Origin of the sequence: Paenibacillus polysaccharolyticus (assembly GCF_900102085.1) — a bacterium.
Lineage (GTDB): Bacteria > Bacillota > Bacilli > Paenibacillales > Paenibacillaceae > Paenibacillus > Paenibacillus polysaccharolyticus.
The window spans coordinates 23,741-37,207 of record NZ_FMVM01000011.1 but is presented as its reverse complement, the minus strand read 5'-3'; the positions used below and the strand labels follow the sequence as shown (position 1 = coordinate 37,207).

Genomic DNA, 13,467 nt, shown 5'->3' with positions numbered 1-13,467 from the left:
TATCTATTAGATTGGTGTTGCCTAGCTGAGCCCTTCTCCCTTTAAGATATCCTTTGAAAATTGATCTACAGCGAGCCAGGTAGACACATCTTCTTCTACATACTTCTTCCAAGCGATTACAACATGAATTTCACATATATCATCCGATTCCATCTGTGACATGGGCACACTAATCCCTTTTCCAGAACTCAGGATGTACCCTTGTGCTTCAACATCCATACCTTCACCATAGGATTTCGGAATCCGATCCCCTTGGTTTCTCCTCATCATTAACAGCGTTCCGTCTTGTGTACCGATATGTAACTGAACCGTTTGATTTTTATATTCAATTGCTTCGAGTCCTTCTCCAGTATCCGATCCACAGCTTGTCCAGTTATATCCCTCTTTCCACGAGGCTGTGAAGCTACACTCATCAATCTGGTGTCCACTCTTCGGTTGGATTCGGAATACAGCTCCCCAGCATTCATCTACTGCCTGATCGCAAGCAAGTTCTACATCCACTCTACAAATTGCGAGTTCGCAGTCCCATGAATCGTAGTCATACTTATACAACCATCCACCACTGTTGAGCTTGGCGCAATCTGTTGCAAGATAGGATTGGTTGGAAACCGAAAGTGAGAATTCCACGGTGCCCAGAGGTGTACATATAGACGACATCGCAGGCATCTGCGGTACATCGTTGGTTTCTTTTCCATGAAAAAGCTTCATGATTCTCTTTCCTTCCTAATATATTGTTTAAAATACACCCTGAACACATCATAGATCTCCTGCATTTCCATGATCTCGTTCCGAAACGTATCCCGAATCTCTTCACTTTGTTTGTGCTCAAGCTCCACATCGAACTCTTCAGCCTCATATTTATTTAAGAATTCGTAGAAATATTCGCACTCCACTTTCACTGCCTGGTAAAGATCAGCATATTGTCCGGAAGCGAGCAGAAAGCTGGCCCAGGATATTTCTCTTCGATCGTACTTCATATATAAACAAGCGATGTAATGATCGTATAATGAGTTAAGATATTCATCGACAAAAGGTTCGGAGTGAATATATCTGTTAACGATTCCAATCGCGTCACCTTGATATTTCACTGTTGCTAATTCGATAATCCAGTATGGTGGCTTCTCATATTCCAGAATAATGTCATCACAAAAGAGTTGAAAGTGTTTGTACCAGATTAATTTACTCTCAAGCATGATCCCCAGCTTACAAGCAAACTCTTTGGTAGGTTCAATCTTCATAAATATATACTCCTTCTATACGCTCTAGTAGGATCAACGCTTGCCAATGAATAATGTCGTCTTAGTCCAATGAAGATTATACCCATAACGGTACAGCTCAAAGTATGGATACAGGCAGTTTTCTACTTCCTGCAAACCTTCATAACGGGGCCATTGCAAGTAATACGCTACCCAATAATCACAAGCAATAGAATAATAAGCTTCGCTTAGGATTTCAATCGCTTCATCGTAGTCACTGCGTGAGCTAAGGAGGTCTCCGAGAGCTTCGTAAACTGCCTCGCTATCTTCTTCGTCCGTGCCTTGGATGGCTCTTTGCTCTAACTTGCCAAGTTCACCCTGCGGTAACACAACCACTTCCTTCACACAGGCCAGATCTTGTAATGCTTCCTGAGCGATATCCGCTGATTCGTCATCTTCTGGCACAATGGAGAACAGACTTTTCAAGCCTTCAATTAGCTCCTGACCCAGTTTTCGCAACGTTTCTTCGGGAGCAATTTCATGTCCACCATTAAAATACCCTGGTACATATTCACCGGTGAAGTCTCCGGGATTCAGCATCTCATAGATTGGACGTATTCGGTCCAAAAAACGCTCGCCGCCTGGAATCGGCTCAAACACTCGGTCAACACCCTCTCCCGATGGCATAAACCATTGAAAGAAGCCGTAAAGATGGTCTGCCTCAACCTGCTCATCCACTGCTGGTTCAAACTCTTCCCCGCCCATGGCTAATAAATAACGACCATATTCCTGCTGATCCATCCATATTCTCTCCCCTCATTTTTAAGCAGCCCTACCACTCTCTTCATTCTTCCGTAATATCTTCATTCTACTTCATGTGCAAACCAGCCAATCTAGCCGCCTGCCATCGGAATCATCTCCTATTCTTCCCACAGTCTAGTGACTTTCTCTAATCTCATCCCGTCAAATTGCAATTGATAGATATCCGGTTTCTTCATCTGATTGATAAAGTCCACTCCGTACGTTGGATCAAAGGCATTTATCATTAACGTCATGACATGTCCGTGTGTGCCGATCGCTACTTTTTTCCCAGAATACTCTTTTAAAATCTGTTTCAAACCGCTCACAGCTCTATGCTGGCACACCTTGTTAGACTCGCCTCCGGGCAATGCATACTCAGGGTCAGCAAACATTCTTTCCGTGATAGCAGTAAAGTCCTCATCCGCAACAGCCTCATCTGAAAAATGCCTTTCTCGGAGATCCTCCATGAGCTGGATATCTACCCCTAAAGCTGTTGCCAGCCCCTCCAAAGTTAGAACAGCCCTGGCATACGGACTCGAAATGATGGTATGTATTCCTTCTTCCTTTAATATCTCGGTTACTTTGGCCGCATTCTCCCTGCCCTTCAAGGTAAGTCCTCTTGTTCTTTCCGTTCCTTCATTGTAAGGGGACTCGGCATGCCTAACCATATAGATGATCGTTTTCATAAAAAAACTCCTTTGGTTTCATCTCCTAAATCCATTCATCTATCAGTTTTTACTCCTATAAATAATTTGCAATAATTCTCATTTATGTAATAGTAGAAGTGGAGAAAAGAATATCTAAGAGAGGATAAGCTAATGTTTTCATTTCAAAAAAAATCTGTTCTGATATGCGTTGTATGCATAGTCGTCGTCACTGTATCAATCATCACATATATGAATGTTCAATCCAAACCGGAGCAAAACGTTTATACCGTAGTCCATCTACCGGCCAACTCCATCACCTTCAGTGAAGTGGAAAAGCTCGATGCGTTTGCTGAATTAATCGTGATTGGATATGCAACAGACGGGTTTGCGGATCGTGAGCATGTCATAACTGCATTTGATGATGGAACCATGCAATCCTTCCACACCAATACCAACATCAAGATTAAGAAAATAGTAAAGAAACCTGAGGATTTCCCTTCAGATCAGAATGAATTAACCATCATTGAACCTGTTAGCTTGGATGGAGATATTAAGTATACAGCGAATGATTATGTAGAACTACAGCAGGGTGAGACAAGTGTGATTTTTTTGCTGAGAAATTCCTATGGTGATTACGGTTTGATTAATGATAACTTGGGAAAATTCAGCTTGGAAGGCATAAGCCAATATAGCTTACCTGAATCCTCCACATCACAACAATTATCTGAGTATTCGACGTTCCGTGACTTCGTTATGAAAAAGTACAACCTGAATCAGGATTCCTAACCATGTGACTCTATCTTATCCCTCCCATGGGCCTTTATCGATGAATTAACATCAAATTGGAGTTAGCCCCAACGTTGGGGCTTTTTCATTTGGATTTATTTATACCTTGGTTATCACGACGGATCTCACAATCGTTTATTCCGATCATACTCCGTCAATTTCTCCTCAATAAATGTCCAGGCGCTGTTCAGATCACGGTGCACCCAGTCAATATCATCAGTGGTCTGATCACTGTATACCCCTAATATTAACGTTCTGATCGCTTCTTCCGAGTGTTCGCCTACAATAAGTGCTACAGGAAAAGGGATGTTACGATACTGATCCTCACCAATATAGAACACATCTTCTAACTGATCTCCCCATTCATAGGTTAGTTCACTGAAATCAAGGATCAACCCCGATGGTTCCCATGCTTCCAACACCGCTTTGCCTATGGCACACATATAGATGGCATCTGAATTCCCACCAGAACCATAACCATATTCACCCACGAACTTTAGAATCATGATCTTGCAATATTTCACTGCCTCGGAATCTCCAATATGGACTTCATATTTCAAATCACTAAGCTCTTCCAGCTTCAGCTGCTTGGTTACAATATCCATGATACCCTCCATATATAGCTACTTACATCCTCCATCCACCTCATGACAAGGCACATCAGATCGCTGAACTCAGTCATGATGAGTTGCTATTTTTCCATATAATTGTAAACATTAAAATCATTATACTTCACATAAAACCCTTCCTTGATAAGCTTCTGTTGTTCCTCCTCAATTCCAAAGGAAAATGCTGCACCTGGACCAAGTCCTGTTTGACTTACTGCGATTTCTTCACCATTTTCATCGTACAATTTCACATTTGTATCCGTATAAGTTTGAATTCCCTCTTCAGTAAAGTATCCATTATATATAAATGCTCCCGAAGGATTGTTCATATTAAAGATCGTTCTAAACGAAAAATAAATATCGTTACCTCTGTTTACCACATCCAGTAGTAGAGTCGAGTTGTGGATCTCGGCTGCTTGGATATCTTTTTTCATGGGTTCATCGACATTAAAATTAATCCATTCGGGTTTCACAAAAATTTCAACAGGAATATGTTCTGATCTCAGCGTGACGGTATACCCATCTTGGTTCAAAACCTTCTCTGTTATTGCCTCGCTTGGGGAGTCTGACTTGTAATACTGATAAATAAATATTGCTGCTATAATCAGGATAACCGTTGAAAGTACTGCCCATCTTCTGTTATTCATATCTGTTCCTTTCCTTTTCGATGCTTAACTAAGACTCTATGCTCATCCCTTCAGCGATTTGAATTAAAGCTGCTGCGGACTGCTGCTGCCCGATCAGTTCATACTGCAGCGCCTTTCCGTTACTTCCAACCTCAATCCAGATCAACCGGTCCATTCCGTGATTCGAAAAATAAAATGCTTCCGCGTCCCGAACGCGTAGCGGTTTCACCTGAGACAATTCATCCTCAGACAGGTAAACTCGACTTTTGGTTGTGCCAAAAATGTGAAGGGTCAGTGCCCCTTCTCCTTGATACTGGATTCGGATACCTACAAGTTTGTTGTTTGGATGCAAATCGCGGATCACGACCTGCTGTCCAGTGGTTCTGCTCTCTTCAGCCATAGCTTCAATCTCATCTGGTGTCAGATTATCGAATCCATAATAGACCTGAATGCTCTCAACTTCCGCATGGGCCGGAAACTGCGGCTGCCACTCCGTCAGTGTTTCCTTCAACTGCTCCAGTCCGTGCTCCCATTCAACGGCAGCATAATTCGTCTGCTGGGTGAATTGGTGCTCTCCAGCATTTGCAATGTAGATGGCCTTTCCATCACCTGGTTTCAGAGTACGTATAATTTGATCTACGACGTAATCACTTTCCTGCGCTTCCATCTGAATTCTACCAAGAAAATCACCATTTTGATTATTAATATCCAACCATGATCACTCCTCAGATTTGATATGTATCAATTATCAGATCAATGTACCTGCCAACAATTGAATTACATATGAATTTCAGTCAAACCATCCCACCATCTTTTACACCTAATTATCAATTATTTTTCAAATATCTCTTTATGACATTGCCCCGGTTACTCAACATCTCATCATCGTTCACAATAAAAATATGACATTTCTTCTCTATCTTACCTTATGAAGAAACCCCGCGACAATGAATCGCGGGGCTCATGTTTGACATCACAGTTGTATGGATGAGATGTCAGCATAGATGTGACTATTTTAAAAGATGACATCCATGGTTCAGTTTTTTATTCTATTTTCATTGTTGATTACCCTTTATCTCCTGAACAACTATAAATGCACACTTCAAGCAACTCAATAGATTTAATTCAATGCCCGTCTTTTCTCTAAATGTTGTATAAATGATTTGAGCTATTTGAGTTTCGTTCGTTGCTGCGTTTACTTGTTTGCATATCACTTTTATCTCAATATCATATTCATTACTTGGTGCCCCACCAGCCAGAAGTGCAAGTGGGTCCCATGCGTTGATAATCCTTGTGAGTATTTCTTCAGTCTTCAAATAGACCTCCATATAAAATTTTATAATTTCATATTATTTCTCATTATTTTTTCTAAATATTCTCTCAATCACGTTGCTTTTTTTCTTAATGACAGGTTCATCCTGGAACTTTGCGCTAAGCCAGAATGAACCAGAAATAATGCCACCGACTATCATTTCCTTGTTAACGAGTTCTTGATCAATGACAACATCAATCTCCCCACCTAATGTTCTGACTAATGCCCAGGTGAAACGTAGCTTCGACTGCTCATTAACAATCTCTGCCGTTTCTACGATTCGCCCAGTAAAAATGGCTGTTGCACTTGGCGTACCTTCACTATCAAATAGTCCGGATGGGATAAAAGATTCCACTGCAAATTTCAATTCACTATCTTGGGACAGGTTAAACTCTTCTTCATCTTTATAGATCGTCACTTCATGTGCGAATGCAGATAATTGTACATGTATACTCTGAGGAGTCAGAATTTGCCCGTAGACGCCTCGGTTAGGTACATCAAAAACGAATGGATAACTCCCAGATTCCATCGAATCATCGGGTTCAGCCCAAGCATGAAAACTGCCATCTAGTTTATTGTTTTCGTCTGGCTTTAATTCTGCAGTAAGTCCGATATTCATACGAGATGAACCTGAAAAATGTGGATTCAATCCGATAACCTGATTTTTTTTATCTATTTGAAGCCATATCTCAATCCCTTCTCCTGCCAGAGCAAAAGCATATTGCCCATGTTTAGCTTTAATTCTGGTTCCTGTTGAGAGTGCATACTCGGCGATATTTTCAAAATCTTCTGGAGAATGTACACGAAATCCCAATGTGGTCATATGATTTACCATTTATGCATAACTCCTTGTATATTTACGTTGTCTGTTATGTTTCGCCTTGTCTAATACTCATCCATTGGACTGATTCACCTTACCGCTTTAGTGAAACAATAGGATAATCTATCAAATCCTTTAGATTCATAGAATTCATGTGCTTTTGTACGTTGAAATCCACAATTTAATATCATGTAAGAAAGTCCTTTCTTTGAAGCAAAATCCTCGGCATGGTCAATTAATTTAGTGCCTATTCCTTTTTGTTGAGCATTTTTTTGAACAACCAGACCATTAATTTGTAAGTATCCTATCTCATATTCCAATGCCATGATTTGCACCATTGAAATACAACCAACTACCTTGTTATCTGATACGGCGACTATTATTTTGTAGTTTTCATCTGAATTCAGTCTTTCGATCCGTGCAGATATATTATCAGAAGTAACAGTCGGACTGCCTAAGTCATTGTTCCATAACATGACTACATCAGAATAGTCCGTCTCTCGGATTTCTCGAATCACAACGTCCATGGTTTACCTCCGATCTCTGAAATGATACCTTATATTATTGAACCTACGAGGATTGATGTTCTTATCATTCCTTCAACCATTCTATCGTTCCTTTGGCAATGGTCTTATTCGTTTTTAGTGAGAAACTGTTGCCGGGTTCCAACAGATGATTCGGCACTTCTTCTGAATTGTGGAATAGATAATACATATCAGCCCTGGCTTCCCTATGTTCATCCGGTTGACTATGTAACTTCACGACAGCACTCCAGAGTCCAAATTGCAAATCTGGATCCACATCAAAAACGATAGGTGCCGAAAAGTCCTCCGTAATTGCTGCCTTCTGTCCGCCTTCTACCTCACTCAAAAAATACAAGCTAACAACCGCTAAATTCTTCACTGAAGACCACTTCCAATGTATTAGATTGATTAAAGCTCGATATATACCTCTTGTTTTTCCTCTTCCTTATGAATCCGCCAAAATTCATACTGCTCTATTCCACCTATATTAATGCCAGAGAGAAAAGTTGGATCGAAAAACAGCACTTGTTCATTCTTCAACAATAACTTTTCTTTATACTTAGTAAGAAATCGACCTATAATATAATTCGTCGTTGATCATGAAACGCTTAAATCTTATGTTCTCAAGATCTATAACATTCGTAGCTTCCCTTGAATGAAAAACAATCACATTGAAATATTCCAGCAAGAAGTTAAACATTAATTGATACAAAGCTTGGATCATGACTTTTGTACAATCTGAATTACATTTCATATCCAAATCATATAACTCTACAACACCAAAAGGAGGCAATACATCCTCATAATCAAAATCATCATTCGATGTATCTGTTACATAACTATTTTTGATCCATGCGATCTTTGGTGAATGCTCCTGGTATAAATCAATCACTTTACATTGAAAAGACAAGTTATCATAATATTGGACATGTATATGTGCAATATTTTCACTTTCTCCTTGTGTGACATTAATATGATGATTGACCACCACTGCTTTGATTTCTGGAGACAAGTATTCCACATCTTTAAAGCTAAAATCTTTTTCTTCAAGAAATGTACTTACTCGCAATATTTCCCCTCCCAACATCCTTGGTTAAATCCCCAGAACTGAAATATATTCTTGAGTTCTCAATTGTTCTTTCATCCATGTTTCAAATTCTATAATTAACTCTCGAAGTCTCCGAACATTATGATCAAAATCTTGTTGAAACTCATCTTCAGAGCTACCGAAGAAAAAATATACACGTTCGTTGAGCACACCCATTGTTACCTTCTCATCAAGTAGAGCAACAAGCTCATTTAATTTTTCAAGAATTAACATCCAGGTATCTCGATGTATTTCAGTAAATGCATAATGATCATATTTAGGATATATATCATATATGGCTTTTTCTAAATAACCAAACACTTCTTCATCGAAAAAAATAGAGTGGTCATTCCAGCACGTTTCCAGATACTTTCCTGGTAAAACTTCAATATAACAAGTGCCTTCGAGTTCTTCTTTATCTCTTATGATCTTCATTTTTACCACCCTCAATCATCAGCGTATACAATCTTTCTTTCTTTTGCATCACTCTTACGATTCCATCATGGAAGAGTTCAATAACCTGCCTCTCTTCTCGATAGACCCATATATCTGGGGAAACAGCAGTAACATCCTCCAGGTTTTTAACGATCTGATTCAACCTTGCTTTGATTACAGGATCTGATCCATGACTCCATAATATATAATAATATTCTTCTTGGTTCATATATCGATTTCCAAATGTATTCTCATCCATTTCCTCATACGCTTTATATGAATCCCATTCTATTCGACCATATAAATTGATTTTAAATTCCGCTTCAAATAATTTATATATTTCTTTTGACCGTTCATCGGTCATAACAATCACATCACTACCTAATACTGCCAAACATTCTTCAAACAACACACTTGTTAATCTTTCCTCATTTTTTAGTTTGTTTCTTTTCAACAATGTCTGAAGCCTTCTTTTTCTGTCAGATGGCAACGTTATCTTCCACTCTTTTCGCTGAATTCTCGTTTATGATTGAATACGTTTTGAGGTCTTCGAATTTCCCTTTAATGAATACATGCCTTCTATGAATCCCTTCAAACTCCATGCCTGCTTTCTCCATGACTCTTGAAGAACCCGTGTTCGCTGATATACATCTAGCTTCAATTCGAACCAAGTCCATATGTTCAAAACCAAATTGGATTATTTTCTCCACACACTCCGTCATATAACCTTGTCCCCAATAATCTCTTGACAATGCGTATCCAATCTCAGCTTTGTGGTGATGGATTTCCCAGCCTACATAGTCGCAAGTTCCGATGATCTTGCCCGTTGTTTTATCTTGTATCCCCCATGGGCTAATCTGGCTTTTATTATATTTATCTATGATGAAATCAACAAAATTCTCGGTATCCTCTATTTTCATATGTGGATGCCACGTTGTATATTTGGATACTTCCGGGTCACTACAGTAAGAATAAATATCCTGCACATCATTCTTTTCAATTTTTCTAAGTATCGTTCTCGAAGTCTCAAGCACAGGTAAATCGTTGTAAACATCTTCAATCTTCATTTTCCACACCTCCGGTTTGTTGTTTGACTTTAATGCTAATCAATCATTTCACTTTCGATTAATTGATATTGGTTATCAAATTCTTTACCATTATTCAATCCATCAATTAACTGGAGAAGTCCATCCTTTCCCACCACTTTGAACCAACGGGTAACTTCGTAACATGCCAAGTTATAGTTAATCCAAGCCTCTCGGGTTCCATAATTATTAAATGCTTCATGTGATCCCAGTGTTTGATAATCAATAGGCTTCTCGCCATTATTCGTATGTTCTTTCCATACGTCTTCGTTGTTGACATATCGACCGTCTATCATGGTTGCCAGTCCTTCATCAAACCAAGCAGGAACTTTGTCTTTATGATCTAATCTTTCTCTCAACTCTGCATGCGTGAACTCATGTGAAATTACATTTTCATTTAATCCCTTCGGTCCTATAACTATATAATTCTTCCATGGATAATAGTACGTTTGACCCGTTATATTTTCCGCATATTTATTTAATGCACTCTGACTTAATGCAACTATTACATAAGGAGAAGCAACTCTACTACCGAATATATTAATCACTTTATCTTCTGATGACCTGACAAACTCAAGCAGTTGAGTTTTCACGTCGCTCCCGGCGTCAGCTTCTATGAATACATTTTTTTCGATTCGTTCCATGGCTGAATAATCCACTAACACAGCATTCACAGGTTTTGCGTAGACTTTTAGAGAAACCGCTATAGTTGAAAATAGGAACAATAACATGATCAATCCAGCAATCTTGAATTTGCTTTTAAATAGCTTCATATGATCTCCATCCTCTTCGTGATTCTATGTAATTACGTTCTTGTGAATAATTCTAATACGAAATGACCCAGCCTTAGATCATTTTATCTTAGACTGGGTGTGTGTGATGGGATTCTCTCCCTTTATTCTACTTTAAGATGATCCCTTCATTTTATCGCCCGATAAAAGAGACCTAGAGCACCGGAATCAAAGGTTTTATTTTCAATAAGTTGAAGATTGATCTTCTGGTTGAGACCTTGGAATAACGGTAATCCACTTCCGATTAAAACGGGAGACACTGTAATTTTATATTCATCTATTAAATCAAGCTGCATAAGGTAGTGTGCGAACCTTGGACTACCGAGTATGACTATATCCTCGCCTGGTTGTTGTTTGAGATGTTTAATCTCTTCTTCGATATTTTCTTTTACCAATCTGGAATTGTTCCACTCGACGTCGTCCAGCGTTGTGGAAAAAACAATTTTGGCTGTCTTCTCAATCCACTCGGCATGCTCCCGTTCATGCTGAGAAGCTGATGCGTCCGAACGTACAGATGGCCAGTAAGCGTGCATCATCTGATACGTCCCACGTCCCCAAATGACCGTGTCAGCAGTACTCAGAACTTCTTTCGCGTATTTCTCCAAATCGGCATCGTAAGAAACCCAGCCAATATCCATCTCACCATTTGGTCCTTCTACATAACCGTCAAGCGACGAATGCAGAAATAAAACGAGTTTTCTCATCTTCACTTCTCCTTGTTTATGAGGGATATCTCCGCTAAATCTGAACTGAACTCTGACATGATTCATCTTGTTTTCTCATATGGTTTGCTAACCACAAATGAAATATACGACTATTCCAAAAAGATGTATATAACAATTCTTCTATTATTCACTTTGCATCTCTATTAAGATTTTCAATTGTTGATTTCGATACATGAGGAAACGCTTCATATATGATTTTAATATAAGTCTTTCGGTGACCCAGCCTATAATCCCAAACGGAGCAACCATAGTAAGCCGGTCTTTCATAAGTGTCTTGCCGTTTTGTTCTTCAAAAATATGCTCATGGCGCAGGCTTTTAAACGCGCCTTTCAGCATTTCATCTACAAAATAATAAGGAGCTTGGTACGCTGTGATCCTTGACGTCAACTTTTGCCTAATCAAAAAATGTCTTGCCTCGAAGGTTACTGTATCATCATGATTAATCTTTCCAGAAGTAACTCCTGCGACAGCTTTCTCTTTCGTATGTTTCCAGACCGTTTGTGTATGAACATCAATATCTCTAGCCCTGTCAAAACATAAATCTATTGGAGCATCGATTAGAATCTCTGTCTCAACTATAACCACTCCACAATCACCTCGATACGTAACGAATGATTTATTGAATTAGAACTACATGAATCTGCCACTGACTTATAATCCATTTCCCAGTTTATCTATTCTTCATTTTATCCATATGAATTTCACGCAATAATAAAAATAATGGCAGTCCAAAAGAAACGCCAACGGTTAATGTTCCAATGATCGGTAACCACATATGCTTTACTCCAATTCGTTTTCCTTCATATATGATAAATCCAATCGATACAACTGCTGATATTAACACATCCAACCAAGCGAACTCGCTAATCCGATTCTGTCTTGCTTCACTCAATAGCATCGTTAGATTGAATCCGTTTTCACCAATCCAAGGAATAAATGCCATGTAGGGCAGTACTATTCCTAAGATAGTTAACACTCCGAAGAAATACTTCAAATTTCTCACCTCAATTATATATTGTATTCATCTAAATTTACCTATTGGAAATGACTCTCGTGCACCTAGGCAGCGATCTAGAATGCCCATCTATGTTCCTCCGGCAAACACTCATCACAGAGTAATCGATCATCGACAACTGCTCCATTGTTTAGTTCATCTATATGATCTGGTTTTTCTCTGTCGGTCACCCACGAATTACATTTTGAACACCTACCGCAATTCATTGTCTCTGGATCAAGTAATATAGTAGAACTGCTCTGCCAATCTAATTTTAGATTTCCCATAACAGTAATTTCATTCTCAAGTTCTGGAATCAATTGGTCACCCATTTCTTTGTATTCTTCATCACTTAGATCAATTAAATAAGCAACCTTAACAAGATACGTTTTCTTATTCATTTCCTTCACCCTTTAATTTGTCCTCTGCAAAAACCTAAACTTCAACTATTCCTACTGCAGTGTAGGGATAATCAATCTGCTTCTTTACTATATTGGCCTCTTCTTGGCCTGCAAATAATTCAATCAAATATAGTCCCAAATCAATCGATGTCGCTACGCCTCCCGCAGTGATCACGTTTCCATCTTTAACGATTCTCGTTCTAACTACTTCTTTGCAGTAAGGCTGAAGTAATTCATATGCATTAGGATGGGTTGTTGCTATCTTGTCCTTTAAGAAACCAGCAGCGCCTAATAAAAGCGAACCCGTACAAACCGAGATTTTGTAACTTACAGATTCGGCAGTTCGAATCCAATCCACAAATTCAATGTCTTCTTTTAGTTTTCTAGTCCCCATGCCTCCTGGAACAAAAACAAGGTCATATTGAGATAAATCAGGTTTTATGACATTCACCTTTACGCTCATCCCAAGTTCATCCGTCACTTCCTCAGTCAATCCACAGATGTCCCATGTCGTTCCTTTGGTTTGGTCAAATAAGTTCAATCGATAGATAACGTCATAGAAACCAACAAAATCAAGAAATGTTACTCCATTGAATAAAATAAAGGCCATCTTCATAGAATCATTCCTC

22 protein-coding genes are annotated in these 13,467 nt (G+C 39.0%); 1 reads left to right on the top strand and 21 read right to left on the bottom strand.

Annotation, left to right across the window (positions count from 1 at the left end):
- Window positions 1-21: 21 nt before the first annotated feature.
- From BLQ13_RS16085 to BLQ13_RS16070, 4 genes are all read right to left on the bottom strand, one after another.
- Entirely contained in the window at window positions 22-708 is a 687-nt protein-coding gene (locus BLQ13_RS16085) for a hypothetical protein (protein WP_090921867.1), read from the bottom strand.
- Window positions 705-1,238 carry a hypothetical protein gene (locus BLQ13_RS16080; protein ID WP_090921865.1) on the bottom strand — a complete coding sequence of 178 codons (534 nt, stop codon included), beginning with the start codon at window positions 1,236-1,238 and terminating at the stop codon, window positions 705-707. Before BLQ13_RS16080 ends, BLQ13_RS16085 begins: the two co-directional genes overlap by 4 nt.
- A 33-nt stretch (window positions 1,239-1,271) precedes the next feature.
- The gene (locus BLQ13_RS16075) at window positions 1,272-1,997 is read right to left on the bottom strand and encodes a hypothetical protein (protein ID WP_090921863.1); all 726 of its coding nucleotides are present in this window, start codon (window positions 1,995-1,997) and stop codon (window positions 1,272-1,274) included.
- A 119-nt stretch (window positions 1,998-2,116) separates the two neighbouring features.
- A complete protein-coding gene (locus BLQ13_RS16070; RefSeq protein WP_090921862.1) occupies window positions 2,117-2,683 on the bottom strand; it encodes a histidine phosphatase family protein in 567 nt (188 codons plus the stop codon).
- A 132-nt stretch (window positions 2,684-2,815) separates the two neighbouring features.
- Here BLQ13_RS16070 and BLQ13_RS16065 point away from each other — a divergent pair, with 132 nt between their 5' ends.
- Window positions 2,816-3,430, top strand: coding sequence for a hypothetical protein (locus BLQ13_RS16065; RefSeq protein ID WP_090921861.1), 615 nt, complete (start codon window positions 2,816-2,818; stop codon window positions 3,428-3,430).
- Window positions 3,431-3,555: 125 nt separating this feature from the next.
- Here BLQ13_RS16065 and BLQ13_RS16060 read toward each other — a convergent pair whose 3' ends face one another.
- The 17 genes from BLQ13_RS16060 to BLQ13_RS15980 all read right to left on the bottom strand — a co-directional run bounded on the left by BLQ13_RS16060 (window position 3,556) and on the right by BLQ13_RS15980 (window position 13,454).
- Window positions 3,556-4,035, bottom strand: a complete 480-nt coding sequence (locus tag BLQ13_RS16060; protein ID WP_090921859.1) for a hypothetical protein — start codon at window positions 4,033-4,035, stop codon at window positions 3,556-3,558.
- 86 nt (window positions 4,036-4,121) lie between these two features.
- Entirely contained in the window at window positions 4,122-4,685 is a 564-nt protein-coding gene (locus BLQ13_RS16055) for a hypothetical protein (protein WP_090921858.1), read from the bottom strand.
- Window positions 4,686-4,713: 28 nt separating this feature from the next.
- Window positions 4,714-5,376 carry a hypothetical protein gene (locus BLQ13_RS16050; RefSeq protein WP_090921856.1) on the bottom strand — a complete coding sequence of 221 codons (663 nt, stop codon included), beginning with the start codon at window positions 5,374-5,376 and terminating at the stop codon, window positions 4,714-4,716.
- 343 nt (window positions 5,377-5,719) lie between these two features.
- Window positions 5,720-5,980 carry a hypothetical protein gene (locus BLQ13_RS16045; RefSeq protein WP_090921854.1) on the bottom strand — a complete coding sequence of 87 codons (261 nt, stop codon included), beginning with the start codon at window positions 5,978-5,980 and terminating at the stop codon, window positions 5,720-5,722.
- A gap of 33 nt (window positions 5,981-6,013) precedes the next feature.
- Window positions 6,014-6,811, bottom strand: a complete 798-nt coding sequence (locus BLQ13_RS16040) for a hypothetical protein (protein ID WP_090921852.1) — start codon at window positions 6,809-6,811, stop codon at window positions 6,014-6,016.
- A gap of 74 nt (window positions 6,812-6,885) precedes the next feature.
- On the bottom strand, window positions 6,886-7,323 hold the full coding sequence (locus tag BLQ13_RS16035; RefSeq protein ID WP_090921850.1) for a GNAT family N-acetyltransferase: 438 nt from the start codon (window positions 7,321-7,323) through the stop codon (window positions 6,886-6,888).
- Between the two features lie 64 nt (window positions 7,324-7,387).
- The gene (locus BLQ13_RS16030; protein ID WP_090921848.1) at window positions 7,388-7,699 is read right to left on the bottom strand and encodes a hypothetical protein; all 312 of its coding nucleotides are present in this window, start codon (window positions 7,697-7,699) and stop codon (window positions 7,388-7,390) included.
- Window positions 7,700-7,879: 180 nt separating this feature from the next.
- Entirely contained in the window at window positions 7,880-8,389 is a 510-nt protein-coding gene (locus BLQ13_RS16025) for a hypothetical protein (RefSeq protein ID WP_090921846.1), read from the bottom strand.
- 24 nt (window positions 8,390-8,413) lie between these two features.
- Window positions 8,414-8,842 carry an argonaute/piwi family protein gene (locus BLQ13_RS16020; RefSeq protein ID WP_090921844.1) on the bottom strand — a complete coding sequence of 143 codons (429 nt, stop codon included), beginning with the start codon at window positions 8,840-8,842 and terminating at the stop codon, window positions 8,414-8,416.
- The gene (locus tag BLQ13_RS16015; RefSeq protein WP_139168908.1) at window positions 8,823-9,296 is read right to left on the bottom strand and encodes a CDI toxin immunity protein; all 474 of its coding nucleotides are present in this window, start codon (window positions 9,294-9,296) and stop codon (window positions 8,823-8,825) included. The genes BLQ13_RS16020 and BLQ13_RS16015 overlap by 20 nt, the downstream gene beginning before the upstream one ends.
- 25 nt (window positions 9,297-9,321) lie before the next feature.
- The gene (locus tag BLQ13_RS16010) at window positions 9,322-9,909 is read right to left on the bottom strand and encodes a GNAT family N-acetyltransferase (RefSeq protein WP_090921840.1); all 588 of its coding nucleotides are present in this window, start codon (window positions 9,907-9,909) and stop codon (window positions 9,322-9,324) included.
- Window positions 9,910-9,944: 35 nt separating this feature from the next.
- Window positions 9,945-10,700, bottom strand: coding sequence for a hypothetical protein (locus tag BLQ13_RS16005; RefSeq protein ID WP_090921839.1), 756 nt, complete (start codon window positions 10,698-10,700; stop codon window positions 9,945-9,947).
- A gap of 146 nt (window positions 10,701-10,846) precedes the next feature.
- Entirely contained in the window at window positions 10,847-11,422 is a 576-nt protein-coding gene (locus BLQ13_RS16000; protein WP_090921837.1) for a dihydrofolate reductase family protein, read from the bottom strand.
- A 144-nt stretch (window positions 11,423-11,566) separates the two neighbouring features.
- Complete coding sequence (locus BLQ13_RS15995) at window positions 11,567-12,028, bottom strand: SRPBCC family protein (RefSeq protein WP_090921835.1); 462 nt, start codon at window positions 12,026-12,028, stop codon at window positions 11,567-11,569.
- A gap of 85 nt (window positions 12,029-12,113) precedes the next feature.
- Entirely contained in the window at window positions 12,114-12,419 is a 306-nt protein-coding gene (locus BLQ13_RS15990; RefSeq protein ID WP_276326749.1) for a DUF2834 domain-containing protein, read from the bottom strand.
- A gap of 95 nt (window positions 12,420-12,514) precedes the next feature.
- Window positions 12,515-12,838, bottom strand: coding sequence for a hypothetical protein (locus tag BLQ13_RS15985; protein ID WP_090921831.1), 324 nt, complete (start codon window positions 12,836-12,838; stop codon window positions 12,515-12,517).
- A gap of 34 nt (window positions 12,839-12,872) precedes the next feature.
- Window positions 12,873-13,454 carry a DJ-1/PfpI family protein gene (locus BLQ13_RS15980; RefSeq protein ID WP_090921830.1) on the bottom strand — a complete coding sequence of 194 codons (582 nt, stop codon included), beginning with the start codon at window positions 13,452-13,454 and terminating at the stop codon, window positions 12,873-12,875.
- Between the last annotated feature and the right edge of the window lie 13 nt (window positions 13,455-13,467).

Coding starts and splice junctions, on each gene's coding strand:
- BLQ13_RS16080 (WP_090921865.1), bottom strand. CDS start 1,238: ATGAAGATTGAACCTACCAAAGAGTTTGCTTGTAAGCTGGGGATCATG.
- BLQ13_RS16005 (WP_090921839.1), bottom strand. CDS start 10,700: ATGAAGCTATTTAAAAGCAAATTCAAGATTGCTGGATTGATCATGTTA.
- BLQ13_RS15980 (WP_090921830.1), bottom strand. CDS start 13,454: ATGAAGATGGCCTTTATTTTATTCAATGGAGTAACATTTCTTGATTTT.
- BLQ13_RS16055 (WP_090921858.1), bottom strand. CDS start 4,685: ATGAATAACAGAAGATGGGCAGTACTTTCAACGGTTATCCTGATTATA.
- BLQ13_RS16040 (WP_090921852.1), bottom strand. CDS start 6,811: ATGGTAAATCATATGACCACATTGGGATTTCGTGTACATTCTCCAGAA.
- BLQ13_RS16065 (WP_090921861.1), top strand. CDS start 2,816: ATGTTTTCATTTCAAAAAAAATCTGTTCTGATATGCGTTGTATGCATA.
- BLQ13_RS16020 (WP_090921844.1), bottom strand. CDS start 8,842: ATGAAGATCATAAGAGATAAAGAAGAACTCGAAGGCACTTGTTATATT.
- BLQ13_RS16075 (WP_090921863.1), bottom strand. CDS start 1,997: ATGGATCAGCAGGAATATGGTCGTTATTTATTAGCCATGGGCGGGGAA.
- BLQ13_RS16085 (WP_090921867.1), bottom strand. CDS start 708: ATGAAGCTTTTTCATGGAAAAGAAACCAACGATGTACCGCAGATGCCT.
- BLQ13_RS15985 (WP_090921831.1), bottom strand. CDS start 12,838: ATGAATAAGAAAACGTATCTTGTTAAGGTTGCTTATTTAATTGATCTA.
- BLQ13_RS16010 (WP_090921840.1), bottom strand. CDS start 9,909: ATGAAGATTGAAGATGTTTACAACGATTTACCTGTGCTTGAGACTTCG.
- BLQ13_RS16035 (WP_090921850.1), bottom strand. CDS start 7,323: ATGGACGTTGTGATTCGAGAAATCCGAGAGACGGACTATTCTGATGTA.
- BLQ13_RS16070 (WP_090921862.1), bottom strand. CDS start 2,683: ATGAAAACGATCATCTATATGGTTAGGCATGCCGAGTCCCCTTACAAT.
- BLQ13_RS16060 (WP_090921859.1), bottom strand. CDS start 4,035: ATGGATATTGTAACCAAGCAGCTGAAGCTGGAAGAGCTTAGTGATTTG.
- BLQ13_RS16000 (WP_090921837.1), bottom strand. CDS start 11,422: ATGAGAAAACTCGTTTTATTTCTGCATTCGTCGCTTGACGGTTATGTA.